Source organism: Pseudoclavibacter helvolus, from assembly GCF_014191305.1.
Lineage (GTDB): Bacteria > Actinomycetota > Actinomycetes > Actinomycetales > Microbacteriaceae > Pseudoclavibacter > Pseudoclavibacter helvolus.
Genome location: NZ_JACHWJ010000003.1, coordinates 1 through 20,647 on the forward strand (window position 1 = coordinate 1; position 20,647 = coordinate 20,647).

23 protein-coding genes are annotated in these 20,647 nt (G+C 67.5%); 17 read left to right on the plus strand and 6 right to left on the minus strand.

Annotation, left to right across the window (positions count from 1 at the left end):
• Window positions 1-934: GAF domain-containing protein (locus FHX72_RS09585; RefSeq protein ID WP_183624681.1), on the minus strand; the 934-nt coding region annotated here is incomplete at its 3' end.
• 153 nt (window positions 935-1,087) lie between these two features.
• Between FHX72_RS09585 and FHX72_RS09590 the strand changes: the two genes are divergently transcribed.
• From FHX72_RS09590 to FHX72_RS09605, 4 genes are all read left to right on the plus strand, one after another.
• Window positions 1,088-1,891 carry an N-acyl homoserine lactonase family protein gene (locus tag FHX72_RS09590; RefSeq protein WP_068482294.1) on the plus strand — a complete coding sequence of 268 codons (804 nt, stop codon included), beginning with the start codon at window positions 1,088-1,090 and terminating at the stop codon, window positions 1,889-1,891.
• Window positions 1,892-1,959: 68 nt separating this feature from the next.
• Window positions 1,960-2,415: a zinc ribbon domain-containing protein gene (locus FHX72_RS09595; protein WP_068482140.1), complete on the plus strand. Its 456-nt coding sequence runs from the start codon at window positions 1,960-1,962 to the stop codon at window positions 2,413-2,415.
• The gene (locus FHX72_RS09600; RefSeq protein WP_183624683.1) at window positions 2,412-3,566 is read left to right on the plus strand and encodes an alcohol dehydrogenase catalytic domain-containing protein; all 1,155 of its coding nucleotides are present in this window, start codon (window positions 2,412-2,414) and stop codon (window positions 3,564-3,566) included. Before FHX72_RS09595 ends, FHX72_RS09600 begins: the two co-directional genes overlap by 4 nt.
• A complete protein-coding gene (locus tag FHX72_RS09605; protein ID WP_183624685.1) occupies window positions 3,563-3,949 on the plus strand; it encodes a DUF1097 domain-containing protein in 387 nt (128 codons plus the stop codon). Before FHX72_RS09600 ends, FHX72_RS09605 begins: the two co-directional genes overlap by 4 nt.
• Before the next feature lie 112 nt (window positions 3,950-4,061).
• Here the strand turns inward: FHX72_RS09605 and FHX72_RS09610 are convergent, their stop codons facing one another.
• Window positions 4,062-4,700, minus strand: coding sequence for a cysteine hydrolase family protein (locus tag FHX72_RS09610; RefSeq protein WP_183624687.1), 639 nt, complete (start codon window positions 4,698-4,700; stop codon window positions 4,062-4,064).
• 277 nt (window positions 4,701-4,977) lie between these two features.
• On the opposite strand from FHX72_RS09610, the gene FHX72_RS09615 reads away from it, so the two are divergent.
• Together FHX72_RS09615 and FHX72_RS09620 are read left to right on the plus strand one after the other, a co-directional pair.
• Entirely contained in the window at window positions 4,978-5,631 is a 654-nt protein-coding gene (locus FHX72_RS09615; RefSeq protein WP_068482134.1) for a DUF308 domain-containing protein, read from the plus strand.
• Between the two features lie 7 nt (window positions 5,632-5,638).
• A complete protein-coding gene (locus tag FHX72_RS09620; RefSeq protein WP_183624689.1) occupies window positions 5,639-6,106 on the plus strand; it encodes a hypothetical protein in 468 nt (155 codons plus the stop codon).
• Window positions 6,107-6,122: 16 nt separating this feature from the next.
• Here the strand turns inward: FHX72_RS09620 and purB are convergent, their stop codons facing one another.
• Both purB and FHX72_RS09630 read right to left on the minus strand, forming a co-directional pair.
• Window positions 6,123-7,505, minus strand: a complete 1,383-nt coding sequence (gene purB, locus FHX72_RS09625) for an adenylosuccinate lyase (RefSeq protein ID WP_183624691.1) — start codon at window positions 7,503-7,505, stop codon at window positions 6,123-6,125.
• Window positions 7,502-8,056: a low molecular weight protein-tyrosine-phosphatase gene (locus FHX72_RS09630; protein WP_244157474.1), complete on the minus strand. Its 555-nt coding sequence runs from the start codon at window positions 8,054-8,056 to the stop codon at window positions 7,502-7,504. The genes purB and FHX72_RS09630 overlap by 4 nt, the downstream gene beginning before the upstream one ends.
• Before the next feature lie 197 nt (window positions 8,057-8,253).
• On the opposite strand from FHX72_RS09630, the gene FHX72_RS09635 reads away from it, so the two are divergent.
• Together FHX72_RS09635 and FHX72_RS09640 are read left to right on the plus strand one after the other, a co-directional pair.
• Window positions 8,254-8,607, plus strand: coding sequence for a hypothetical protein (locus FHX72_RS09635; protein ID WP_068493387.1), 354 nt, complete (start codon window positions 8,254-8,256; stop codon window positions 8,605-8,607).
• Window positions 8,604-10,049 carry an alpha/beta hydrolase gene (locus FHX72_RS09640; protein ID WP_068482126.1) on the plus strand — a complete coding sequence of 482 codons (1,446 nt, stop codon included), beginning with the start codon at window positions 8,604-8,606 and terminating at the stop codon, window positions 10,047-10,049. The genes FHX72_RS09635 and FHX72_RS09640 overlap by 4 nt, the downstream gene beginning before the upstream one ends.
• A gap of 7 nt (window positions 10,050-10,056) precedes the next feature.
• Here the strand turns inward: FHX72_RS09640 and FHX72_RS09645 are convergent, their stop codons facing one another.
• Window positions 10,057-10,476 (minus strand): phage holin family protein, encoded by a 420-nt coding sequence (locus FHX72_RS09645; RefSeq protein WP_068482123.1) that lies wholly within the window; start codon window positions 10,474-10,476, stop codon window positions 10,057-10,059.
• Between the two features lie 144 nt (window positions 10,477-10,620).
• On the opposite strand from FHX72_RS09645, the gene FHX72_RS09650 reads away from it, so the two are divergent.
• The 3 genes from FHX72_RS09650 (at window position 10,621) to FHX72_RS09660 (ending at window position 14,240) form a co-directional block, all read left to right on the plus strand.
• On the plus strand, window positions 10,621-11,751 hold the full coding sequence (locus FHX72_RS09650; RefSeq protein WP_183624693.1) for a thiamine pyrophosphate-dependent dehydrogenase E1 component subunit alpha: 1,131 nt from the start codon (window positions 10,621-10,623) through the stop codon (window positions 11,749-11,751).
• Window positions 11,752-11,813: 62 nt separating this feature from the next.
• The gene (locus FHX72_RS09655) at window positions 11,814-12,779 is read left to right on the plus strand and encodes an alpha-ketoacid dehydrogenase subunit beta (protein WP_068493579.1); all 966 of its coding nucleotides are present in this window, start codon (window positions 11,814-11,816) and stop codon (window positions 12,777-12,779) included.
• A gap of 33 nt (window positions 12,780-12,812) precedes the next feature.
• Window positions 12,813-14,240: a dihydrolipoamide acetyltransferase family protein gene (locus FHX72_RS09660; protein ID WP_183624695.1), complete on the plus strand. Its 1,428-nt coding sequence runs from the start codon at window positions 12,813-12,815 to the stop codon at window positions 14,238-14,240.
• Window positions 14,241-14,286: 46 nt separating this feature from the next.
• Here FHX72_RS09660 and FHX72_RS09665 read toward each other — a convergent pair whose 3' ends face one another.
• Window positions 14,287-15,288: an EamA family transporter gene (locus FHX72_RS09665; RefSeq protein WP_244964179.1), complete on the minus strand. Its 1,002-nt coding sequence runs from the start codon at window positions 15,286-15,288 to the stop codon at window positions 14,287-14,289.
• Between the two features lie 88 nt (window positions 15,289-15,376).
• Here FHX72_RS09665 and FHX72_RS09670 point away from each other — a divergent pair, with 88 nt between their 5' ends.
• The 6 genes from FHX72_RS09670 (at window position 15,377) to FHX72_RS09695 (ending at window position 20,525) form a co-directional block, all read left to right on the plus strand.
• Window positions 15,377-16,279: a LysR family transcriptional regulator gene (locus FHX72_RS09670; RefSeq protein ID WP_068482115.1), complete on the plus strand. Its 903-nt coding sequence runs from the start codon at window positions 15,377-15,379 to the stop codon at window positions 16,277-16,279.
• 159 nt (window positions 16,280-16,438) lie between these two features.
• Entirely contained in the window at window positions 16,439-17,518 is a 1,080-nt protein-coding gene (locus FHX72_RS09675) for a metal ABC transporter solute-binding protein, Zn/Mn family (protein ID WP_183624697.1), read from the plus strand.
• Window positions 17,515-18,324 carry an ATP-binding cassette domain-containing protein gene (locus FHX72_RS09680; RefSeq protein ID WP_183624699.1) on the plus strand — a complete coding sequence of 270 codons (810 nt, stop codon included), beginning with the start codon at window positions 17,515-17,517 and terminating at the stop codon, window positions 18,322-18,324. The genes FHX72_RS09675 and FHX72_RS09680 overlap by 4 nt, the downstream gene beginning before the upstream one ends.
• Window positions 18,321-19,226 carry a metal ABC transporter permease gene (locus FHX72_RS09685; protein ID WP_183624701.1) on the plus strand — a complete coding sequence of 302 codons (906 nt, stop codon included), beginning with the start codon at window positions 18,321-18,323 and terminating at the stop codon, window positions 19,224-19,226. The genes FHX72_RS09680 and FHX72_RS09685 overlap by 4 nt, the downstream gene beginning before the upstream one ends.
• 2 nt (window positions 19,227-19,228) lie before the next feature.
• Window positions 19,229-20,065: an iron chelate uptake ABC transporter family permease subunit gene (locus tag FHX72_RS09690; protein WP_221186890.1), complete on the plus strand. Its 837-nt coding sequence runs from the start codon at window positions 19,229-19,231 to the stop codon at window positions 20,063-20,065.
• 1 nt (window position 20,066) lies between these two features.
• Entirely contained in the window at window positions 20,067-20,525 is a 459-nt protein-coding gene (locus tag FHX72_RS09695) for a Fur family transcriptional regulator (RefSeq protein ID WP_068482105.1), read from the plus strand.
• The last annotated feature ends 122 nt before the right edge of the window (window positions 20,526-20,647 follow it).

A 20,647-nucleotide genomic window follows, 5' to 3' on the forward strand; every position in this document is an offset into this window, starting at 1 on the left:
TCCGCACTGCCAGCGTTGCCAGATGTTCATCACCCGCCGACGCAGCCGCAACCATGAATGATGCCGCGCCGAAGCGGATCCCGACGGCATGTCCCGACTGTGCTGCCGCTCCGATCGCCGAGCGCACTTCCCAGGCGCTGAAGGCCTCGGCGGGGAGTGGTGGCCCGCCGCTCAATAGAGCCCCGTTGGGATCGTGCAGAGCGACTGGAGCGCCGATCGCCTCTGAAAGTGGGTCGAGCACTCCGGCAGCGCTCGTCGCAGTGAGCAGGCTCCCCATCAACCGTTCGTCGAGTCGCACAATGTCTTCGAGCTCGCGCAAGCGGAGCTCCACGTTCGTTTCGGTGGCTCTCACCTCGTCGCCCAGTCGAAGGATTTCCTGTTTGAGTCGCCACTGTTCGAGCGCGATCGCAGTCTGCGCGGCCATCTGCTCGAGCACATGCACGGCCTCGTCCGGGAAGACTGTGCGAGAGCGACTGGCGACCAGAAGCGCGCCCACCATGCGGCCGCGGATCCGCAGCGGGGCTCCCATGATGGTCTTCACGCCTTCGGCCTGCACGATGACGTCGATCTCGCTGAGGTGGTTCATCTCGGGGTCGTGCAGGTAGTCGGTGGTCTGCACAGCCGCGCCCCCCGCGGCTACTGCACCGAGTACCCCCGTGCCGAGCGGCATCCGAATCGTGCGGTAGGCCTCGGTCTGCACGCCGTCGGTGAGGTGGATGTAGGTTTCTCCCGCCGTCAGATCGTTGAGGCTCATGTAGCTCATGTCGGTGTCGAGCAATCGTCGCGTGCGCCGCAGGATCGCTTTCAAGACCACGACGCGGTCCCGCACGCTGGCCATGTCGGCGGTGCACTCCGACACCGCTCGGAGGACGGCCTCCGCTGGTGGCGTGGACGCTAGTGCGGCGGGCGCACCGAATTCATCTGCAGTCGTCATTTCATCAAGCTACTCAACCGATGTTCAGTCAAGCCATTCCTTGCATCGACGTGTGGTCTGCAAGTACATAGGCGGGCGACGTCCGGTCAGCGATGCTTGCGCAAGGCACATTGGCCGATCACTCAGCAAGCAATGGAGGTTGTCGTGACGAATATGCGTGTGCACGTACTGTCGACCGGGGTCATGGAGACCGATCTGACCTGGCTTCTCCTGAAGGGCGGGCGGACGATCCGCGACCGGTTCCACAAGGACGATCCGGTCGTCTGGGGTGATTGCCCGACTCATGCCGTACTCATCGAGCATCCGGAGGGCCGCATCCTCTGGGATACGGGTGTACCGCGTGACTGGGAGCAGCGTTGGGCGCCCACCGGGTTCCATGACTTCTTCCCCGTCAAAGAGCCCACCGACGGCCCCGGCTACCTCGACAGCTCGCTCGCCCAGCTCGAGCTCACACCAGACGACATCGATGTGCTCGTGCTCTCGCACCTGCATTTTGACCATGCGGCAAACGCGAAGATGTTCGACAACGGCAAGACCCGCATCGTCGCTAATAGCACCGAGATCGAGAACGCCCTAGCGATCGACGGCTACTCGCAGGGCGCCCACATCGTCGACGACTATCGGGGACTGTCGATGGAGGGCGTCAGCGACGACGTGGAGATCGTCCCGGGAGTCAGCGTGATCCAGACGCCAGGGCACACCTGGGGCACGATGTCGCTGCGCGTCGACCTCGAGAACGAGGGCACGAAGCTGTTCACCTCCGACGCCGTATACCTCGCTGACAGCTGGGGACCTCCAGCCGTGGGTGCGGCGATCGTGTGGGACAACCTGCGCTGGCTGGAGTCTGTGGAGAAGCTCCGGCGCATCGCCGAGGAGACGAACGCCGAGGTCATCTTCGGGCACGACAGCGAGCAGGCGAAGACGCTCCGCTATGCCCCGAACGGCTACTACAGCTGAGGCGCGCGCGACCTCGAACGCTCGCGAACACGAGACTCCACCAACCCATAGGAACGACAGGAACGAAGATGATCCTCTATGACTACCGGTGCCGGGACGGGCACAACTTTGAGGCCGGTGTGGCCTCGATGAGCGAGCCGGCCCCTGCGTGCCCGCGATGCGGGAGCGCGGCCGACAAGCGTCCTTCGCGAGTGCAGATCGGCAACCGTGCCTCGGCCGGACCGTCGCGCGAACAGATGCCCAAGAGCTGGAACGCGGTCGGACGCGGCGACAAGGAGACGATCCGCCACTGGCACGATCTCGCAGAGAAGAGAGAGAATCTGGAGGAGCGCTACCCGGAGCTCGCGGGAGATCGTCGCCCCGTGCTCGCACACGAGGGTATCTTCCACGACCGACCATTGCGGGCTGGCGACGACATTGGTACCGCGGTGAGTGAGGCGCTCGTGGCGGATGCGGCCTCCGGCTCAGCGCACTCACACGTCGGCTCCCGCGCGTCTGCCACGAATCAGGGGTCGGCAGCATGAAGATCACCGGAGCTGTGCTCACCGAGATTGGCCGGCCACGCCCTTATGCCGACTCTAAGCCGATCGTCATCGAGGAGCTCGAACTCGACGCACCCGGGCCGGATGAAGTGCTCGTGCGTATCGAGGCGGCCGGCATCTGTCATTCCGACCTCTCCGTGGTCGATGGCAACCGCCGCCGCCCGATGCCGATGCTGCTCGGCCACGAGGCGGCCGGCCGCGTGGCGGAGCTCGGTGCGAATGTGACCGATCTCGAGATCGGGCAGCGGGTGGTCATGGCTTTTCTGCCGCGTTGCGGTGAATGCGCCAACTGTTCGACCGATGGCAGGCTGCCGTGCATCCCTGGATCGGCAGCGAACAACGACGGCACGCTCCTCGATGGCGGGATGAGGCTGCACGACACTGATGGGGAGGTCTACCACCACCTCGGTGTCTCGGGCTTCGCGTCCCATGCGGTGATCAACCGGCGGTCGATGGTTCCCGTGGATGATGACGTTCCACCCGAAATCGCGGCCGTGCTGGGATGTGCGGTGCTCACCGGGGGCGGAGCGGTGCTCAACGCCGGCCACCCCCAGGAGGGCGACACAGTAGTGGTGGTCGGCCTGGGCGGGGTCGGGATGGCGGCGCTCATCACGGCGGTCTCGCTCGGACTCGGCGATGTGATCGGCATCGACGCGGTTCCCGAGAAGCTGGTGAGGGCAACGGAGCTGGGCGCCTCAGCGGTCTACACGCCGCAAGAGGCCATGGAAGCGAACGTGAAGGCGGCTGTCGTGATCGAGGCTGCCGGGCATCCGCGTGCCTTCGAGACAGCCATCGCCCTCACGGCGGTTGGCGGGACGACCGTCACCGTCGGACTCCCGGCGCCGACGGCGGAATCGACGATCAAGCCTCTCGGGCTCACCGCCGAAGCGCGTTCGATCGTCGGAAGCTACCTCGGCTCAGCCGTGCCGGCCAGAGACATCCCGAAGTACGCCCAACTCTGGCGGGAGGGGAAGCTGCCCGTGGAGGCGCTGATCTCCTCCACCATCGGCCTCGACCGCATCAACGAGGCGATGGATGAGCTCGCCGACGGGCGGGCCATCCGCCAGGTGATCATCTTCGGGGACCCGGCTGCCGATCATCCACCGCTGACTCCTGAAAGCGAAAACGCATGACTCCGACTGCTGCAGTGACCGAAGTTGCCGAAACCGGAAGTCGCACCGACCAGGATCGCGAGAGCGCCCTGCTTGATCGGGTGCCGGGAGGACTCTTCAGAGGTAGCCCGTGGGTCGTGGCGAGCACGGTTGGCATTGGTGCCGCAGCACTCGTGGTGCTGGGGCGATTCGAGCCACTCTCGGCGACACCCGCTGGGTTCCTCGGCTTCGCCGCGACTTTCGGCTTCTTCTCCACCCCGGGGGCCGACATGTTCGCCCCGCTCGGTATCTCGCATCCGCTCGTTGCCACTCTCGCCGCCCTCGTGCTCGGGGGACTCTTCGGCCTCCTCTCGTCGATCGTCGGGGCCGCACTTACGCGCACGTCCGTCCCAGAGGTCAGCTGACAGAGGGGAAGTGAGCGGTCGGCGGCACTCGCGACGCAATGAGCCGACAGGTTGTCAAGTGGTCAGGGATGCGACCCTCGATCACCGCTCTGGTGGAGGACTATGGCTCTTGTCAAGCAACACGGGGCGTGCGCCGTTGATGGATGGTGCCGTCTCGGAGCATCGCGTAGAGGACGTCGAAGCGTCGTCTCGCGAGAGCGCACCCCTCCCCGCCGGGGCCGAACTTGATGCGTTCGTGCGTCTCCGCGGCGAACCTCTGACCGGGGTAGCGCAGTCCGCTGAAGTACATGTTGGTGTGCGCGACGATCTGATCGCCGGTGATGACGACGCCGTCGTGCTCGGCATCGGTCGTCGTGTGCGCGTCCGACACGAGTGTCACGTCGAAACCGCGCGCCGCGGCCGCTTGGGTTGTTGTCCGAATGCAGTAGTCGCTTTGGGCTCCGGCAACCACGAGGTGCCGCACGCCCAAGGAATCTAGGACCTCTGCGAGGTCTGTGTCGGTGAAGGGATCGCGATACTCCTTTCGTACGAGGGGCTCGTCAGCCGTGCGCACCAGCGGTGTTGCGAGTCTCCATGCCTCACTTCCTTCGGCGAAGCCGCCATGGTCCTGCACCCAGACGACGGGTACGCCCTCTGCTCGTGCACGGTCGACAAGCTGTGTCGTGCGGTCCAGGACGCCGGCCGCGTCGAAGCAGTCCTCTACGACCCCTTGCTGTAGATCGATGACGAGCAGGGCGGTCGTGGAAAGCATGGGTCAAGTAATTCACCTCGCGTCAGGATCCCCTAGGACAGCCGTTTTGGGGCCGAGCAGTGCACAAGACGATCGATTCCCATTGTCGGCCTTCGCTTGGTGGCGGCTGGGAAACCGGGACAGTCAAGACGTCATCTCGAGCCTATTCCACGTTGACTTCGCGGGCGAAAGCCAAGTTGCAACACGGTGACGGCAGCGTCGACCCGGGAACTGCGCACCAACCCACTGGGTAGACTGGCCGCAGATCGTGAGGAGCGAACATCGTGAGGAGCGAACGATGACGATGCAAGTGGGGCCCACCGCGGTACCGGAACGCCTGTGGATGTCGATGATCGCCCGCGCCGTGCCCGCGCTGATCATCGCCGCCGTCATCACCTTCTCGCAGGATCACTCGGCCTCGTTCGGATTCATCACGTTCGGGGCGTTCGCGCTCGCGTCGGGCGTGCTCATCGGCTTCGAGGCCGTCGGCTTCAAAGACCACCCCGCCCGCGCCCTCACCTTCGTGCGCGCCGTCGTCTCGGCCCTCGCGGGAGGCTTCGCCCTCTTCATGGGCACGGCCGAGATCGAGCACGCGACGGCGGCCGCGTTCATCGCCACGGTCGCCACCTGGGCGCTCGTCACCGGCGCCCTCGAGCTGATCAGCGCCCGAGTTGGACGCGCCACCAAGTTCTTCTCGCGCGAGGTGCTCATCACAGGAGCCATCACGGTGCTCCTCGGGCTCCTCGTCGCGATCATCCCACCAGACCTCCGCGTCGACTACGGCGGACTCGAGCAGGTCGAGGGCACCCTCACCGCATCCGTGCAGACCGTCGGCTACGTCGGCGCCTACCTCGCAGTGCTCGGCGTGCTGCTGGTCATCGAAGGCATCACCCTTCGCGGCATGCTCGCGGATGCGCCGGCCGTCAAGCCAGAACTCACCAAGAAAGCCTGATTCCCCAGTGACACAACCCAAGCGCCGCGCGGTTCTGAAGCCCTTCGAACTGCTCGGCATCTCCGCCGTGATGGCGGGCTTCGTGCTCCTCATCCTGCTGCTCACCACGCAGGACTTCGTGCTTGGCCTCATCTTCGCCGGCGTTGCGTTCATCGTCGCGATCCTCGTGCTCGCGATGCTCGTCCTCTCCTACTCGCCGAACCCCGACACCGAGATCTACCTCGACCGGTTCGAGAACGCCGAGACGGGCGTCGCGCGCAGTGACGAAGGGGAGCAGAGCCGCTCGGCGAAGCAGGCAACCGCCGAGTCGGCCGTGAACAACGAACCGGTCGTCGCGAACGCTGAAACCGCCGAGCCCGTTGCAGATCAGAAGTCGGCACCGGCAGCGGATGCACCCGCATCCGCCGCCCCCGCAGACGCAGAAGAGGCCCCGCTCGACGAAACGACGTCGGACGAGGCCCCCACCAGCAAGTAGCGCTGGACCTGGGCGACTAGTTCAGGTAATCGACGAGGCGCGATGAGACGCCCGTGTAGCCGCCGGGCGTGAGCGCCAGGAGTGAGTCCTTCGCGTCCTGCCCGATGTCGAGGCCCGTCACGAACTCGACGAGCTCGGCCTTGCCGATGCGGCGACCGCGCGTCAGGTCCTTGAGGACGGCGTACGGGTCGGCGATCGATGAACGACCCGCGACGATCTCGGCGCGGATGACCGTCTGGATCGCCTCGCCGAGCACCTCCCAGTTGCCGTCGAGCTCGGTCGCGAGCAGCGCCTCGTCGACCGCGATCTCTCGCAGGCCGCGCGTCACGTTGTCGAGCGCGAGCAGCGAGTGGCCGAACGCGACGCCGATGTTGCGCTGCGCGCTCGAGTCGGTGAGGTCGCGCTGCAGGCGCGAGGTGACGAGCGTCGAGCCGAGCGAGTCGAGGAGGGCGCTCGAGATCTCGAGGTTCGCCTCCGCGTTCTCGAAGCGGATGGGGTTGATCTTGTGCGGCATCGTCGACGAACCCGTCGCGCCTGCCTGCGGAATCTGGCGGAAGACGCCGCGCGAGATGTAGGTCCACACGTCGGTGCAGAAGTTGTGCAGGATGCGGTTGTAGCGCGATACGTCGGCGTACAGCTCCGCCTGCCAGTCGTGCGACTCGATCTGCGTCGTCAGCGGGTTCCACACGAGGCCGAGGCTCGTGACGAACTCGTCCGCGAGCTGCTCCCAGTTCGTCGTGGCGCTCGCGGCCTGGTGCGCCGCGAAGTTGCCGGTCGCGCCGGCGAACTTGCCGAGGTACTCGGTGGACTCGATGCGCTTCAGCTGGCGGCGCAGGCGGTGCGTGAACACGGCGAGCTCCTTGCCCAGCGTGGTCGGCGTAGCGGGCTGGCCGTGCGTGAGCGACAGCAGGGGCACATCCCGCAGCTCGACCGCGAGCTCAGCGATGCGGTCGGCGAGACCGGAAGCAGCCGGCAGCCAGACATCGTTCACGGCGTCGCGGATCGTGACCGCGTACGAGAGGTTGTTGATGTCCTCGCTTGTGCAGGCGAAGTGGGTGAGCTCGGCGAGCTCGGAGAGGCCAAGCTCCTCGAGGCGGGCCCGCACGTAGTACTCGACGGCCTTCACGTCGTGGCGTGTGCGCGCCTCGACCTCGGCGAGCTCGTCGATGTCCTTCTGGCCGAAGTCGGTGACGACGGCGCGCAGCGCGGCGGCCTTGTCAGCGTCGATCTTGTGCGACCCGAACATCTCGCGGTCGGTGAGGAACAGCAGCCACTCGACCTCGACGTGCACGCGGGCCCGGTTGAGCGCGGCTTCGGAGAGGTGCTCGCCAAGCCCTTCGACGCTCTTGCGGTAGCGCGAGTCGAGGGGGCTCAGCATCTGGGGAGGGAGGGGGCTCATTGTGCTCCTTGGGATGTGGACGATCCGGCGCGCGCCGTGAGGGTCGACCGGACGACGGGCTCGATCTGGCGAAGAAGCTCCTGGCACGCGCTTGTGATCATGTCGCGCACGTGGTCGAAGAGCTGATCGTTGCCATAGTACGGGTCGGGGACTTCCGTGATCCCGCCGGGAGGGGCCGGATGGAAGGTGAGAAGCGGCTGCACAAGCGAGCGCTGCTCGTCATCAGACGCCCAGGCCTTGAGGATGCGCCGCTGGCCGCGGTCGAACGTGATGATGAGGTCGAAGGTCTCGAACCAGTCGACTTCGAACTGCTTCGCTCGGTGGTTCTCGGCCGTGAATCCTGCCCGCTCGAGCGCCGACTGGGTCCGCGGGTCTGCCTTCTCGCCCACGTGCCACTCACCGGTTCCGGCGGACGCGATGCTCACAGCGCTGCCGAGGCCGATCTGCTCGACCGTGTCGCGGAAGATGACCTCGGCCATCGGGGAGCGGCAGATGTTGCCAGTGCAGACGAAGATGATGCGAAAGACCGCGTCCTTGCTGTTTTTCGCCATGACGACCATTCTCACGCATTCGGCGCCTGTTCGTGCGCCTGTTCACTCGTTCTTTTCCGACGTTTCTGAACGACGACTCACTCTGCAGACGTTTCGCCTGTGGACGGCGAACTGTCCACAGCGTCCTGTGCCATCCGTTCCGGCCTTGCTTCGCGCCGGAGGATCGACGCATTCGACGTACGAGAGGACGGCAGCGAATGCCAGAGACCACGCCATCCGTTCCCATCGCGGCCAACGTCATGGGACCGACGTTGCCCATCATCGACGACGCGAGAGCTCAGGTCCTCCGCGAGCTGCAGCTCATCGCCCTCGACAACGCGCGTGCCCTGCAGGCGTTCGACTCGGGGGCACGTGACATCTGCACGGGGCTTCGACTGCTCGCCAACTCGGATGCGTGGAGCTCACCAGCACAGCGGTGCCTCGCAATCGAGGCCGAGTTCCTCGCCGATTCGATCTCGCTCGTCGCAACCGCCGCGGCACTCGCAGAAGAGGACTACCGGTCCGTGCACGTCTCCCTCGACCTCGAGCTCGCCGGTTTAAGCGCGCGGTGAGCGGTGAGCTTGTTGTTGTCGGGGCGAGCGACGTCCGCGCTATCGCCGCGAGGGCCGGGCTCTTCGCGGTCGACTTCACGGCGCTGCGCTCGATCCTCGCCGCGCAGGAGTTGCTGCCGGCGTCCGCGTGGCTGAGCTCGTCTGGCCTCTCGTTCGCGGCATCGGCGGCACAGGCCGAGGTTGCGTTCTTCGGTGGAGCCCCGCTCGAGCTGCAGCTCTCCTCGCTGAGCCAGCGCATCCTGCTCGCCGCCGAGCTCTACGAACGTGCCGAGGCGCTGTCTCGGGCCGTCGTCGACGCGGCAGGAGCCAGCGTCGCCAATGCGCTTGGCCGTTCGGTTCCGCTCACGGTCGCGCTCTTGGGCCCCGCCGCTGGGATCGCCGCGCTCGTGGCGCTGGCCGGTGACGCGCCCACGCTGAGCGACCCGCGCATCCAGGAGCTCATCCGCGTCACCGTAGAGAACGCCGACGACTTCGCGCTCGGCCTCCTCGGCCTGCCGCCTGTGCCAGGTGCGGACGGCAGCAGCCTCGTCTCGTGGGCGCTCGCGGGGGCCGGCCTAGTCGGGCTCATCCCGAGCGACAGCTTCCGGGTGGCGAGCGCCGCTGTTCCTCTCGAGGGCCGGGATGCGCCTCCCTCCGGTCTTCAGGAGCTGGTCGCCGCCATCCCGCCCTCCGTCGATGGTGGGCCACAGGCACGCATCACGAGCTACGTCGGTGCTCACGGGGACCAGCTCTTCGAGGTCGCGATCACAGGCACGTCGAACCAGGCGTACGGGTCGACGGAGAACCCGTTCGACCTCGCTGGAAACCTCGCGGCCTACGCCGGCATCGACTCGCAGTCGGTCTCAGCGGCACTGGCGGCGATGGAGGACGCCGGGATCGAGCCGGGCGACGCCGTCGTGTTCGCCGGCTACTCCCAGGGGGCGCTCGTCGCCGCGGCGATAGCCGGGACGGGGAGGTTCGACACCAAGGGCCTCGTCTCGATCGGAGGGCCCATCGACGCCGAGAAGCTCAGAGGGGAGTTGCAGAAGCAGGAGGGCAGGAGCGGGCAGGCAGCTCCGATCATCGAGATCCAGCACAGGGAGGACCCGATCGTCGGCCTTCAGGGGCTTGCGCCGGACGGCACAGATTCGACCGTCGTGTTCGCCGATGCCGATGCGCTGAGCCCACTCGACGACGACCCGCTCGCCGCCCACTCCCAGGCGAGGTACCTCGAGACTGCCGGTCTGGCAGACGCGAGCGGTGACCCCGCGCTCGATGCGGCCCGCTCGGAGCTCCTCGGAGCATACGAAGGGCTCGAGGTCGAAGAGGCGAACCTCTACACGGTGGAGCGGCTCGACCCGCTCCCGGAACCCGGCGAAGCGGTTGACGAGGCCAACAGGCTCATCGAGGAGAAGTTCGCGCCCATAACGACGGGCCTCAAGCCCGACGACATCAAGATCTAGGGAGGAGTCAGTCCTCGCGGCGGCGCTGGTCGCTCTTGAGCTTCGTGTCCGCGCCACGTGCCCAGCCGCCGAGGATCGACGTGATGACCGACATGATGAGCGCCGCGAGCACAGCCCACCAGAAGCCGGAGACCTCGATGCCGAAGCCGATGCCGTCGCTGATGACGCCGACCAGCCAGAACAGGAACCCGTTCACGATGAACGAGATGAGGCCAAGCGTGAGGATGTAGAGCGGGAACGCGACGACACGCACGAACCCGCCGACCACCGCATTCACGACGCCCCAGATCAGGCCGAACAGGGCGAGCGTGCCGATGAGGCCCCACGTCGAGTCCTCGAACGGGATCACCTGAACGTGTGACTGCAGGATGAGGGTCACAACCCAGAGGGCGACGGCGTTGATGATGATGCTCAAGAGGGCTCGCATACCCCCTATCCTCGTCTATCTCGTGCAGTGTCTGCCTGAAGTGTTGGAGGATTTCTCCTGAATGGCGATGGGGCGGAGAACTAGACTGGCGAAATCTCGGGCAACCGCATCCGGGATCGGAACAGCAGGAAGGCGCCACACGACGTGACTCCAGGCGACGAGACCGTGCAGATCCTCACTCCAGAGGGAGAGGTGAAGCCGACGAAGGCCGCCGAGCCGTTCCTCGAGCAGCTTGAGCTGCTCAGCACCGAGGACTACCTGCGCGCGTACCGCGACATGAGCTACGTGCGAGCCTTCGACCGCGAGTCGACGATGCTGCAGCGTCAGGGCCAGCTGTCGCTCTACGTGCCAGCCGAGGGGCAGGAGGCCGCGCAGATCGGCTCCGCCTACGCCATGCGTCCGCAGGACGCGGTATTCCCCTCCTACCGCGAGCACGGCGTCGCCTTCGTGCGCGGCGTCGACCTCGTCGACGTGCTCCGCCTGCTGCGCGGCGTGACCCACAGCGGATGGTCGCCGGAAGGCCACGGCGTTCGTCCCTACACGCTGGTCATCGGCTCCCAGACGCTCCACGCGACCGGCTACGCCCTCGGCCAGAAGTTCGACGGTGCCACGGGCACCGGCGACCTCGACAAAGACGAGGCGACCGTCGTTTACTTCGGTGACGGCGCGACAAGCCAGGGCGACACCAACGAGGCGTATATCTTCGCGACGAGCTACCAGGTGCCGCTCGTCTTCTTCCTGCAGAACAACCAGTGGGCCATCTCGGTGCCCGTCTCCGTGCAGGCGAACAACCCGCTCTACAAGCGTGCGGGTGGCTTCGGCATGCCCTCCACGCACATCGACGGCAACGACGTCATGGCGAGCTTCGCCGTGACCCGCTCGCACCTCGAGCGGGCGCGCGCCGGTGGCGGCCCCGGCTTCATCGAGGCCGAGACGTACCGGATGGGCGCCCACACCACGACCGACGACCCCACCAAGTACCGCACGAAGGACGAGGAGGAGTCGTGGCGTCGCCGCGACCCGATCGCGCGCCTCGCCAAGTACCTGCGCGGCCAGGATGTCGGCGACGACTTCTTCGCTGGCGTCGACGAGGCCGCCAAGGACTACGCGGCCGACGTGCGTCGTGGCGTCTTCGAGATCGAAGAACCAGACAACGACTCCATGTTCGACAACGTGTACAGCGACGCGCACCCGCAGCTTGAGGACGAGAAGCAGTGGCTGCGCCGATACGAGGCGTCCTTCGACGAGGCCGCGAACCAGGAGGCAACCCGATGACCGACGTCGCCACGAGTACCACCCAGAGCGGGCCTGAGGCAGATGCGCCCGAGACGGTCACGATGCCGCTCGCGAAGGCCATCAACGCCGGGCTGCGCCGCGCCATGGAAGACGATGACAAGGTCATCCAGCTTGGCGAGGACATCGGCACGCTCGGCGGCGTCTTCCGCGTCACCGAGCACCTGAAGCGCGACTTCGGCGCGAACCGCGTGCTCGACACGCCTCTCGCGGAGTCCGGCATCATCGGCACCGCTATCGGCCTCGCCATGCGCGGTTACCGGCCCGTTTGCGAGATCCAGTTCGACGGGTTCATCTTCCCCGGCTTCGACCAGATCACCACGCAGCTGGCGAAGCTCACGAACCGCAACGAGGGCCGCCTTCAGATGCCGGTTGTCATCCGCGTGCCGTACGGCGGGCACATCGGGGCCGTCGAGCACCACCAGGAGAGCCCCGAGGCGTACTTCGCCCACACGGCGGGCCTGCGTCTCATCTCGCCGTCGACGCCCAACGACGCCTACTGGATGATCCAGCAGGCCATCAAGAGCAACGACCCCGTCATGTTCTTCGAGCCGAAGAGCAAGTACTGGCAGAAGGGCGAGGTCAGCCTCGGCGCGCCGGCTGCTGGGATGCACGCGAGCCGCGTCGCCCGCATCGGCAGCGACGTGACGGTTGTCGCGCACGGCGCCATGACGGCCGTCGCGCTGCAGGCCGCCGCGGTTGCTGAAGCTGAGGGCATCAGCATCGAGGTCATCGACCTCCGTTCGCTGAGCCCCATCGACTACGCGCCGATCGTGGAGTCCGTCCGCAAGACGGGCCACCTCGTCGTGGCGCAGGAGGCTCCCTCGAACGCGAGCATCGGCTCGGAGATCGCGGCGACCGTGCAGGAGCGCGTGTTCTTCTCGCTCGAGGCTCCAGTGCTTCGCGTGTCGGGCTTCAACGTGCCCTTCCCGCCAGCCAAGCTCGAGGCGAGCTACCTGCCTGACGCAGATCGCATCCTCGAAGCCGTCGACCGCTCACTCGAGTACTGAACCAAGCCCGCACAGATAGAGGCAAGCACACCAATGAGCACCGAGAACTTCGAACTCCCCGACGTCGGGGAGGGACTCACCGAGGCCGAGATCGTCTCCTGGCACGTCAAGGCCGGCGACACCGTCGAGCTGAACCAGACGCTGTGCGAGATCGAAACGGCCAAGTCGATCGTCGAACTGCCGAGCCCCTTCGAGGGCCGCGTCGTCGAGCTCTTCGCGAGCGAAGGCCAGACCGTCGACGTGGGCAAGTTCATCCTCTCCATCGAGACCGCGGGGGCGGAGGGTGCCGAGGCTCCCGGGGTGGCTCCTGAGGCTCCCGCAGTCGACCTCGAGTTCGACGCAGCCCAGGCGGATGCGGCCTCGACGGTTTCCACGGAGGGTGCAGAACCGGCGGCCAACGCCGTCCTCGTCGGCTACGGACTGGGTGACGCGCCGACCACGCGACGCCGCAAGAAGTCGGCGGCGCCTGCTCAGCCGACGCGACCCGCGCAGATCCCGGCCCCTGCTCAGCCGTCGCACCGTCCACCGGCGCAGCCCGCGGCTGCCTCGGGGGGAGCGCAGACGCAGGCCCGCCCGGGGTCGGTGCCAGCCGCATCCGCTTCGCCGATCATCGCGAAGCCGCCGATCCGCAAGCTCGCGAAGGACTTGGGGGTCGACCTCTCGCAGGTCGAGCCGACCGGCCTCGCCGGCGAGACGACCCGCGATGACGTCATCCGTCACGCGCAGCAGGCGAGCGTCTTCAAGAACCTCGAGACCCCCGTCTGGGGCGAGGTGCGCGAGGAGAAGCACCCGGTCAAGGGCGTGCGCAAGGCGACGGCGAATGCCATGGTGTCGTCGATGTTCACGGCCCCGCACGTCACGCTCTTCACCGACGTGGATGCGACCCGCACGATGGAGTTCGTGAAGCGCCTCAAGGCGTCGCCAGACTTCGCGGGCGTCAAGGTCTCGCCGTTGCTCATCGTGGCGCGCGCCGTGATGTGGGCGATCCGCCGCAACCCGATGGTGAACGCCGCGTGGACCGACGAGGAGTACACGGTCAAGCACTACGTGAACCTCGGCCTCGCCGCCGCGACCCCGCGTGGGCTCATCGTGCCGAACATCAAGGATGCGCACGCCATGACCCTGCACCAGCTGGCGCAGGCGATCGAGCAGCTCACGTACCGCGCGCGCGACGGCAAGACGCCGCCGACCGCGATGCGCGACGGCACGTTCACGATCACCAACATCGGCGTCTTCGGGATGGACACGGGCACGCCCGTCATCAACCCGGGCGAGGTCGGAATCTTGGCGCTCGGCACGATCAAGCTCAAGCCGTGGGTGTTCGAGGATGAAGTCCGACCGCGCATGGTGACGACCCTCGGTGCGTCGTTCGACCACCGCCTCGTCGACGGCGACGTCGCGAGCCGCTTCCTCGCCGACGTGGCCACGATCGTGGAAGAGCCCGCGCTGCTGCTCGACTGAGCACTGCGGGGAACCGTCCAGGCGGATCGTCGGCCCGCCGCTGCTTCTAGCGCGGCGGGCCGACGACCGGGATCGGCTGCGTCGGCGTGCCGGCGGTCAGTGATGCCACCGCGTCGGCCTTGTCTGCGCGCTGCTCCTTCACGGAGCTCAGCGTCGACCCGGCGCTCGCGGCGACGACCAGGAAGATCGCGGCGATGGCGAGCAGGCCCACCTCTTGGCCGAGGAGCAGCCAGCCGGACAGCGCCGCCATGACGGGCTCGAGGCTCAGCAGCACGCCGAAGACGTGCTTCGGCACCCGCCTCAGCGCCGCGAACTCGAGCGAGTACGGCACCACCGATGACAGCATCGCGGTGCCAAACGCCAGCAGCAAGAGCCACGGTGTTGCGATCGCTGCCGCCACGCCGCCGAACCCGAGCGGCAGTGTCAGCATGCCCGCGACGAGAAACGCGACGGCGAGCCCACCCGTCCCGGGAACCGAGGCGCCGACCCGCGCGCCCATCAGGATGTAGCCGGCCCAGAAGGCCCCCGCGATGAGGGTGAAGAGCACGCCGAGCGGGTTGAGAGGCTCGCCGGAGTCGAAGCTCTCGATGCCGAGCAGCGCCATGCCAACAAGTGCGAGCCCCACCCAGACGAGGTGGCGTGGCTTGCGCGAGAGAACCGCGGCGAGCGCGAGCGGCCCGATGAACTCGATCGCCACGGCCGGCCCCAGCGGGATGAGCGCGATCGACGCGAAGAAGAAGCCGTTCATGCCCGCGATCGCGACCCCGAACAGCAGCACGTGCATCCACTGCCGTCGCGACCAGCCCAGGATGCGCGGGCGGGCCACGAGCAGCAGCACCCCGGCCGCCAGCAGCAGCCGCAGCGTGGTGACGCCCCAGCTTCCGAGCTCGGGGAACAGCTGCATGGCAAGCGCGGCACCGAACTGCAGGGATACGCACGACGCGAGGATCATTGCGACGGCGGGCAGCGTGCCGTGGGAGCGGGTGCTCGCACGCGATCCGAGTGGGGTCTCGGCCATCGCGGTGGGCGGCGTGGCTGGGTTGGTCATGGCTCAACTTTCGAGCCGCCACGGTTCTTTAGTCTAGTGAACGTCTCTCACAGATATTGTGTAGCTCAACTAATAAAGGAGAATCGGAATGCTCAACCTCTCGCGCCTGCGCATGTTGCGCGAGCTGCATCGTCTCGGCACGCTCACCGAGGTCGCCCGCTCGCTCTCGTACACCCCGTCGGCAATCTCACAGCAGCTTGCGGTGCTCGAGCGCGAGGTGGGCGTGCAGTTGCTCGAGCGCTCGGGGCGGCGGGTGCTGCTCACGGCGGATGCGATTGCGCTTGTCGAGCACACGGAGGCCGTGCTTGCCAGGCTCGAGCAGGCGGAGGCTGAGCTCGCTGCCGCACAGACCGAGGTGCGTGGCACGCTGCGGGTCGCCTCGTTCCAGAGCGTGCTGCTCTCGATTGGCCCCATCGCGCTGACGCTGCTCGCCGAGCGGCACCCGGAGCTGCAGGTAGAGATCACGCAGCGCGAGGTGACGAGCGCCTACGAGGGGCTACTCGCCCATGACTTCGATCTGATCCTCGGCGAGGAGTACCCCGGGGTTCCGGAGCCGCACCGCGCCGGCGTTCACCGCGAGGACTTCACGACGGACGCGCTTCGCCTCGCCATGCCGACGACGGGGCCGTTCGCGGAACTCGAGAGCGACATCGGCGCACTCTCTGGTGCATCCTGGGCCGTCGACCCGGAGAGCAGCACAACCGGGCGATGGGAGCGGGCGACGTGCCGCGCAGCCGGGTTCGAGGCGATCGTCCGGTTCGAGACCACCGACCCGCTGCTGCATGCGCACCTCGTGCGCACGGGGCACGCGGTGTCGTTCATGTCGGAGATCATCGCCGCGCAGCACCTCGCCGGGATGCGCCTGGTCGCGCTGCCGGGCGATCCCCACCGCGTGCTGTTCACAGCCGTGCGTGACGGGCGGGCAGAGCATCCCGCGATCCGCGCCTTCCGTGAGGCGCTCACCGAGGCCGCGAGCCAGGCGACGCCGTAGCCGCGCAGTGCGGAATCGCTGGCCAGAGTTGTGGCGGGATGCGGTTCAGCTTTCTTTGAAGCGCGCTTCGCCACAACTTTGGCCGTTGGTGCGGTCCGCGGGGCTGAGGCGGGGTACATGCAATTGACATTGATTCTCAGTACGAATTACACTCCTCGAGTGAACCTTCGCGCCCTCGCCCTCATCGCCCTCGCCGGACTCTCGACGCTTGCCCTCGCGGCCTGCTCTGGTCCGGCCGCCGGCACCGACGCATCCGCTGCCCCCACGGCTGAGGGCGAGGCATTCGCCGTCGTTGCGACAACCACGCAGGTCGCCGACTTCACGCGCGAGCTCACCGGCGGGCTCAACGTCGAGGTCACGCAGCTGCTCCAGCCGGGCACGAGCGCCCACAGCTTCGAGCCGACCCCCGCCGACCTCGTCGCGCTCGGCTCGGCCGACCTCGTCGTCTCGAGCGGTGCCGGCCTCGAGGAGTGGCTCGATGCCGCCGTCTCGTCGAGCGGATACGCGGGCGAGGTGGTGGATGCATCCGCCAACGTCACCCTCTCGGGCAGCCACGAGCACGACCACGGCGAGGAAGCGCATACCGAGGAAGAGCACACGCACGCCGAGGGCGAAGAGCACAGCCACGAAGAGGAGGCGCACGAAGAAGAGGTCCACGGCGAAGGCAACCCGCACACGTGGACCTCGCCCGCCAACGCCAAGCTCATGGCTGTCGAGATCGCGACGCACCTCGAGGAACTGCCCGGCATCGACGCCGCCGCGGTGCAGGCGAACGCCGACGCGTATGACGCCGAGCTGACCGAGCTCGACACGTGGATCGCCGCGAACGTCGACGCCGTGCCAGAGGCAGAGCGGGTTGTTGTCACCAACCACGACGCGCTCCACTACTACCTGAAGCAGTACGGCATCACGTTTGTCGGCTCGATCATGCCAAGCTTCGACGACAGCGCCGAGCCGAGCGCCGCCGAGATCGACGCCCTCATCGCCGAGATCAAGGAGCACAACGTAAAGGCGATCTTCACGGAGACGCAGCTCTCGCCGCAGAACGCCGAGACCATCGCCGCGCAGACGGGCGCGAAGGTCTTCTCGGGCGACGAGGCACTGGCGACGGATGCGCTCGGCGAGCCGGGCACCCCAACCGGCACGTATGTCGGTGCGACGGTGCACAATACTCAGATGATCATCGATTCCTGGGGCGCTACGGCGACCGACGTACCTGAGGTGCTTGCACAGCAGTGACGCATCCAGGCCCCCTCGTCTCGTACCGCGACGCCTCCATTGCCTACGGCAGGGAGGCGCCCGCGCTGACCGGTGTGTCGTTCGAGGTGGGGGAGGGCGACGCGATCGCGCTGCTCGGACCCAACGGGGCCGGCAAGTCGACGCTCCTGCAGTCGCTGCTCGGCCTGCTGCCCACGAGCGGCACGGCCGAGGTGCTCGGTGCAACGCCGGGGGCGCGAGCGTCCGACGTCGGCTACCTGCCGCAGTCGACGCACATCGACCCCGACTTCCCGGTCTCGCTGCGCCAGGTCGTGATGATGGGCCGCTACCGGCGCATGGGCCTGTTCCGCTGGCCGAGCGCCGCCGACCGCGAGGTTGTGCGCCGCGCGATCGAGACGGTCGGCCTGACCGAACTGGCGAACACGACCTTCGGCGAGCTCTCCGGCGGGCAGCGGCAGCGCGGCCTGCTCGCGCGCGCGCTCGCGACCGAGCCCAAGCTCATCCTCCTCGACGAGCCGTTCAACGGCCTCGACCGCACGAATCGGGATGCGCTCATCGCGACCCTGCGCCGCCTCCGCGAGACGGGGGTCGGCATCGTCGTCTCCACGCACGATCTCGAACTCGCCCACGAGGTGTGCTCGCACGTGCTGCTGCTCAACGGGCGGCAGATCGCGGGTGGACCCATCTCGGAGGCGTTGACGGATGCGGCGCTTGCGGCCGCCTTCTCTGGCACGTCCGCCGATACCGAGGCACACGGCGGCGCCCATGGCACGCTCTGCGCGCCTGGCGGCGACGACGCTGAAGAGCACGAGCGGGCGCGGGTGTGACCGACCTCTCCGTCCTGCTGCAGCTGCCGTTTGTGCAGAGCGCGGCCATCACCATCATCGTGCTCGCCGTCGCGAGCGCGATCATCGGCACGGCCCTCGCGCTGCGTGGCCTCGAGTTCCTCAGCGACGGGCTTGTGCACTCCGTCTTCCCTGGTGTGGTGATCGGCTTCATCGCCGCTGGCACCGACGGCGTCTACGTGGGAGCAGGTATCGCGGCGCTTGTCGCGACGGTCGCGCTGACCATCGCGTCGGCGCGCGGCATCGGCTCGGATGCGACGATCGCGGTCGTCTTGGCCGGCGCCTTCTCCCTTGGCATCGTCATCGTGTCGCGCAGCGTCGACTACGCATCCGGCCTCGAGCACCTGCTGTTCGGGCAGCTCCTCACCGTGTCGAGCACCGACATCATCGCCATCTGCGTGCTCGGCGGCGCCGCGGTGCTGCTCGTGCTCGCCACCTGGAAAGAGCAGCTGCTCGTCTCCTTCGACCGCAAGCAGGCGCAGGCCTCAGGCATGCGGGTGCTCGCCTACGAGCTGGTCCTCAACATCGCCATCGCGCTGGTGGTCGTCGCTGCCGCGAGGGCTGTCGGTAACCTGCTGGTGCTCGCGCTGCTCATCGTTCCTGTCGCCGTCGCGCGCCTCCTGGTCCGCCGGGTGTGGGCGATCGTCATCGTCTCGCTTTTCGTCTCGGTCGGCTGCGGACTCCTCGGCCTGTGGACAGGGCTTTGGCTCTCACTGGATGCGGGCATCCAGGCATCCCCGAGCGCCGTGCTGGTGCTGGTGCTCGTGGGGCTGTATCTGCTGGTTGTCGTGGCCACGAGGCTCGCAGCGTTCGGCTCCTCCGGCAAGCGGCGTGCTGCTGCGGCTCGCGCCGTCGCCGCATCCAATGTCGAGGTGGTCTCCTAGCCGTGGACTACTTCTCCCTCGCCCTCCTCACGGGTGCTCTTGTCGGCCTCCTCAGCGGCCTCGTCGGCGTGCTTGTGCTGCTGCGCCAGCGTGCCTTCTACACGGTCGCCCTCACGCACGCGACGTTCCCTGGCGGTGTCTTCGCGGCCGTCGTCGGACTCAACATCGTGGTCGGCGCATCCATCTTCAGCCTCCTGCTCGTGGCCCTGATGGCGGCCCTTTCGCGCGTGCCGAGGCAGGGCAGGCAGGTCGCGGCGGGCATCGTTCTGAGCTTCGGCTACGCGCTGGGCATGCTGTTCGCGTCGCTCAACCGCGGGCAGTCGGTGCGTGTCGACTCGTACCTGACTGGGTCGATCCTCGCCATGAACCCCACCAACGTGTGGCTGCTCGGCTCGGCGCTGGCGCTGGTCGCCGCCGTGTACGCGCTGTTCGGCAAGGAGCTGCTGTTCTCGAGCTTCGACGCCCGCGGCTTCCGCGCCGCAGGCTTCCGCGAGGGCACGTGGGACCTCGTAGCCCTCGCCCTCATCACCCTCACGGTTGTCGTCGCTATGCCAGCCATCGGGTCCATCCTTGCCATCGCCATGATCGCCGCTCCGGCGGCAGCGGCGAGGCTGCTCACGAAACGAATCGGGTGGATGCTCACCCTCTCCTGCGTCTTCGGTGTCACGGCCGCCGTGGTCGGCCTGCAGGTCTCCCGGTCACTGTCGTTCGCAGCTGGCGGGTCGATGGCGCTCACCGCCGTCGCGATCTTCGTCGTCGCGCTGCTGGCCAAGGGGGTCACGGGGCGGTTCGCGCAGGGCGTCTCGCGCCGCCCATCCGCCCCCGGTATGGTCGGCTGATATGAGTGACGAGACGAACGGTGAGAACGGCGCCAGCGCCGAGGCACCCGCGGCCCCCGTCAAGCGGAACACCCGCCAGCGCGAGGCTGTGCGCCGTGCCCTAGCGGAATCGTCGGAGTTCGTGAGCGCCCAGGTGCTGCACCAGCGGCTGTCCGCCGCGGGGGAGCGCATCGGGCTCGCGACCGTCTACCGCACGCTCGGCGCGCTCAGCGAGAGCGAAGAGGCCGACTCGCTGCAGAACTCAGAGGGCGAGGTCGTTTACCGTGCCTGCGAGATGGGCGAGCATCACCACCACCTGATCTGCCGCAACTGCGGAGCGGCCGTCGAGATCACGGCCGACCCCGTCGAGCAGTGGGCTGCGAGCGTCGCCGCGAAGCACGGCTACACGCAGGCGCGGCACGTCGTCGACATCTTCGGCCTCTGCCCGAAGTGCACGGCGCTGGCGGAGGCCACGGCGTAGCAGTCCTCCGGTGCTCACGCCGCGCCCTGCGCAGTCTCGTGCCGGAACCGATGCTCGGCAGTGGCGGCATCCCCACGTTCCGTTGGTAGACCTGGGGTGTTCGCAGGCAGTTCTCGCGCGAG

Coding starts and splice junctions, on each gene's coding strand:
- FHX72_RS09655 (WP_068493579.1), top strand. CDS start 11,814: ATGCCGCTCGCGAAGGCCATCAACGCCGGGCTGCGCCGCGCCATGGAA.
- FHX72_RS09590 (WP_068482294.1), top strand. CDS start 1,088: ATGCGTGTGCACGTACTGTCGACCGGGGTCATGGAGACCGATCTGACC.
- FHX72_RS09630 (WP_244157474.1), bottom strand. CDS start 8,056: ATGGCGAAAAACAGCAAGGACGCGGTCTTTCGCATCATCTTCGTCTGC.
- FHX72_RS09595 (WP_068482140.1), top strand. CDS start 1,960: ATGATCCTCTATGACTACCGGTGCCGGGACGGGCACAACTTTGAGGCC.
- FHX72_RS09670 (WP_068482115.1), top strand. CDS start 15,377: ATGCTCAACCTCTCGCGCCTGCGCATGTTGCGCGAGCTGCATCGTCTC.
- purB (WP_183624691.1), bottom strand. CDS start 7,505: ATGAGCCCCCTCCCTCCCCAGATGCTGAGCCCCCTCGACTCGCGCTAC.
- FHX72_RS09605 (WP_183624685.1), top strand. CDS start 3,563: ATGACTCCGACTGCTGCAGTGACCGAAGTTGCCGAAACCGGAAGTCGC.
- FHX72_RS09610 (WP_183624687.1), bottom strand. CDS start 4,700: ATGCTTTCCACGACCGCCCTGCTCGTCATCGATCTACAGCAAGGGGTC.
- FHX72_RS09600 (WP_183624683.1), top strand. CDS start 2,412: ATGAAGATCACCGGAGCTGTGCTCACCGAGATTGGCCGGCCACGCCCT.
- FHX72_RS09665 (WP_244964179.1), bottom strand. CDS start 15,288: ATGACCAACCCAGCCACGCCGCCCACCGCGATGGCCGAGACCCCACTC.
- FHX72_RS09615 (WP_068482134.1), top strand. CDS start 4,978: ATGACGATGCAAGTGGGGCCCACCGCGGTACCGGAACGCCTGTGGATG.
- FHX72_RS09695 (WP_068482105.1), top strand. CDS start 20,067: ATGAGTGACGAGACGAACGGTGAGAACGGCGCCAGCGCCGAGGCACCC.
- FHX72_RS09660 (WP_183624695.1), top strand. CDS start 12,813: ATGAGCACCGAGAACTTCGAACTCCCCGACGTCGGGGAGGGACTCACC.
- FHX72_RS09645 (WP_068482123.1), bottom strand. CDS start 10,476: ATGCGAGCCCTCTTGAGCATCATCATCAACGCCGTCGCCCTCTGGGTT.
- FHX72_RS09635 (WP_068493387.1), top strand. CDS start 8,254: ATGCCAGAGACCACGCCATCCGTTCCCATCGCGGCCAACGTCATGGGA.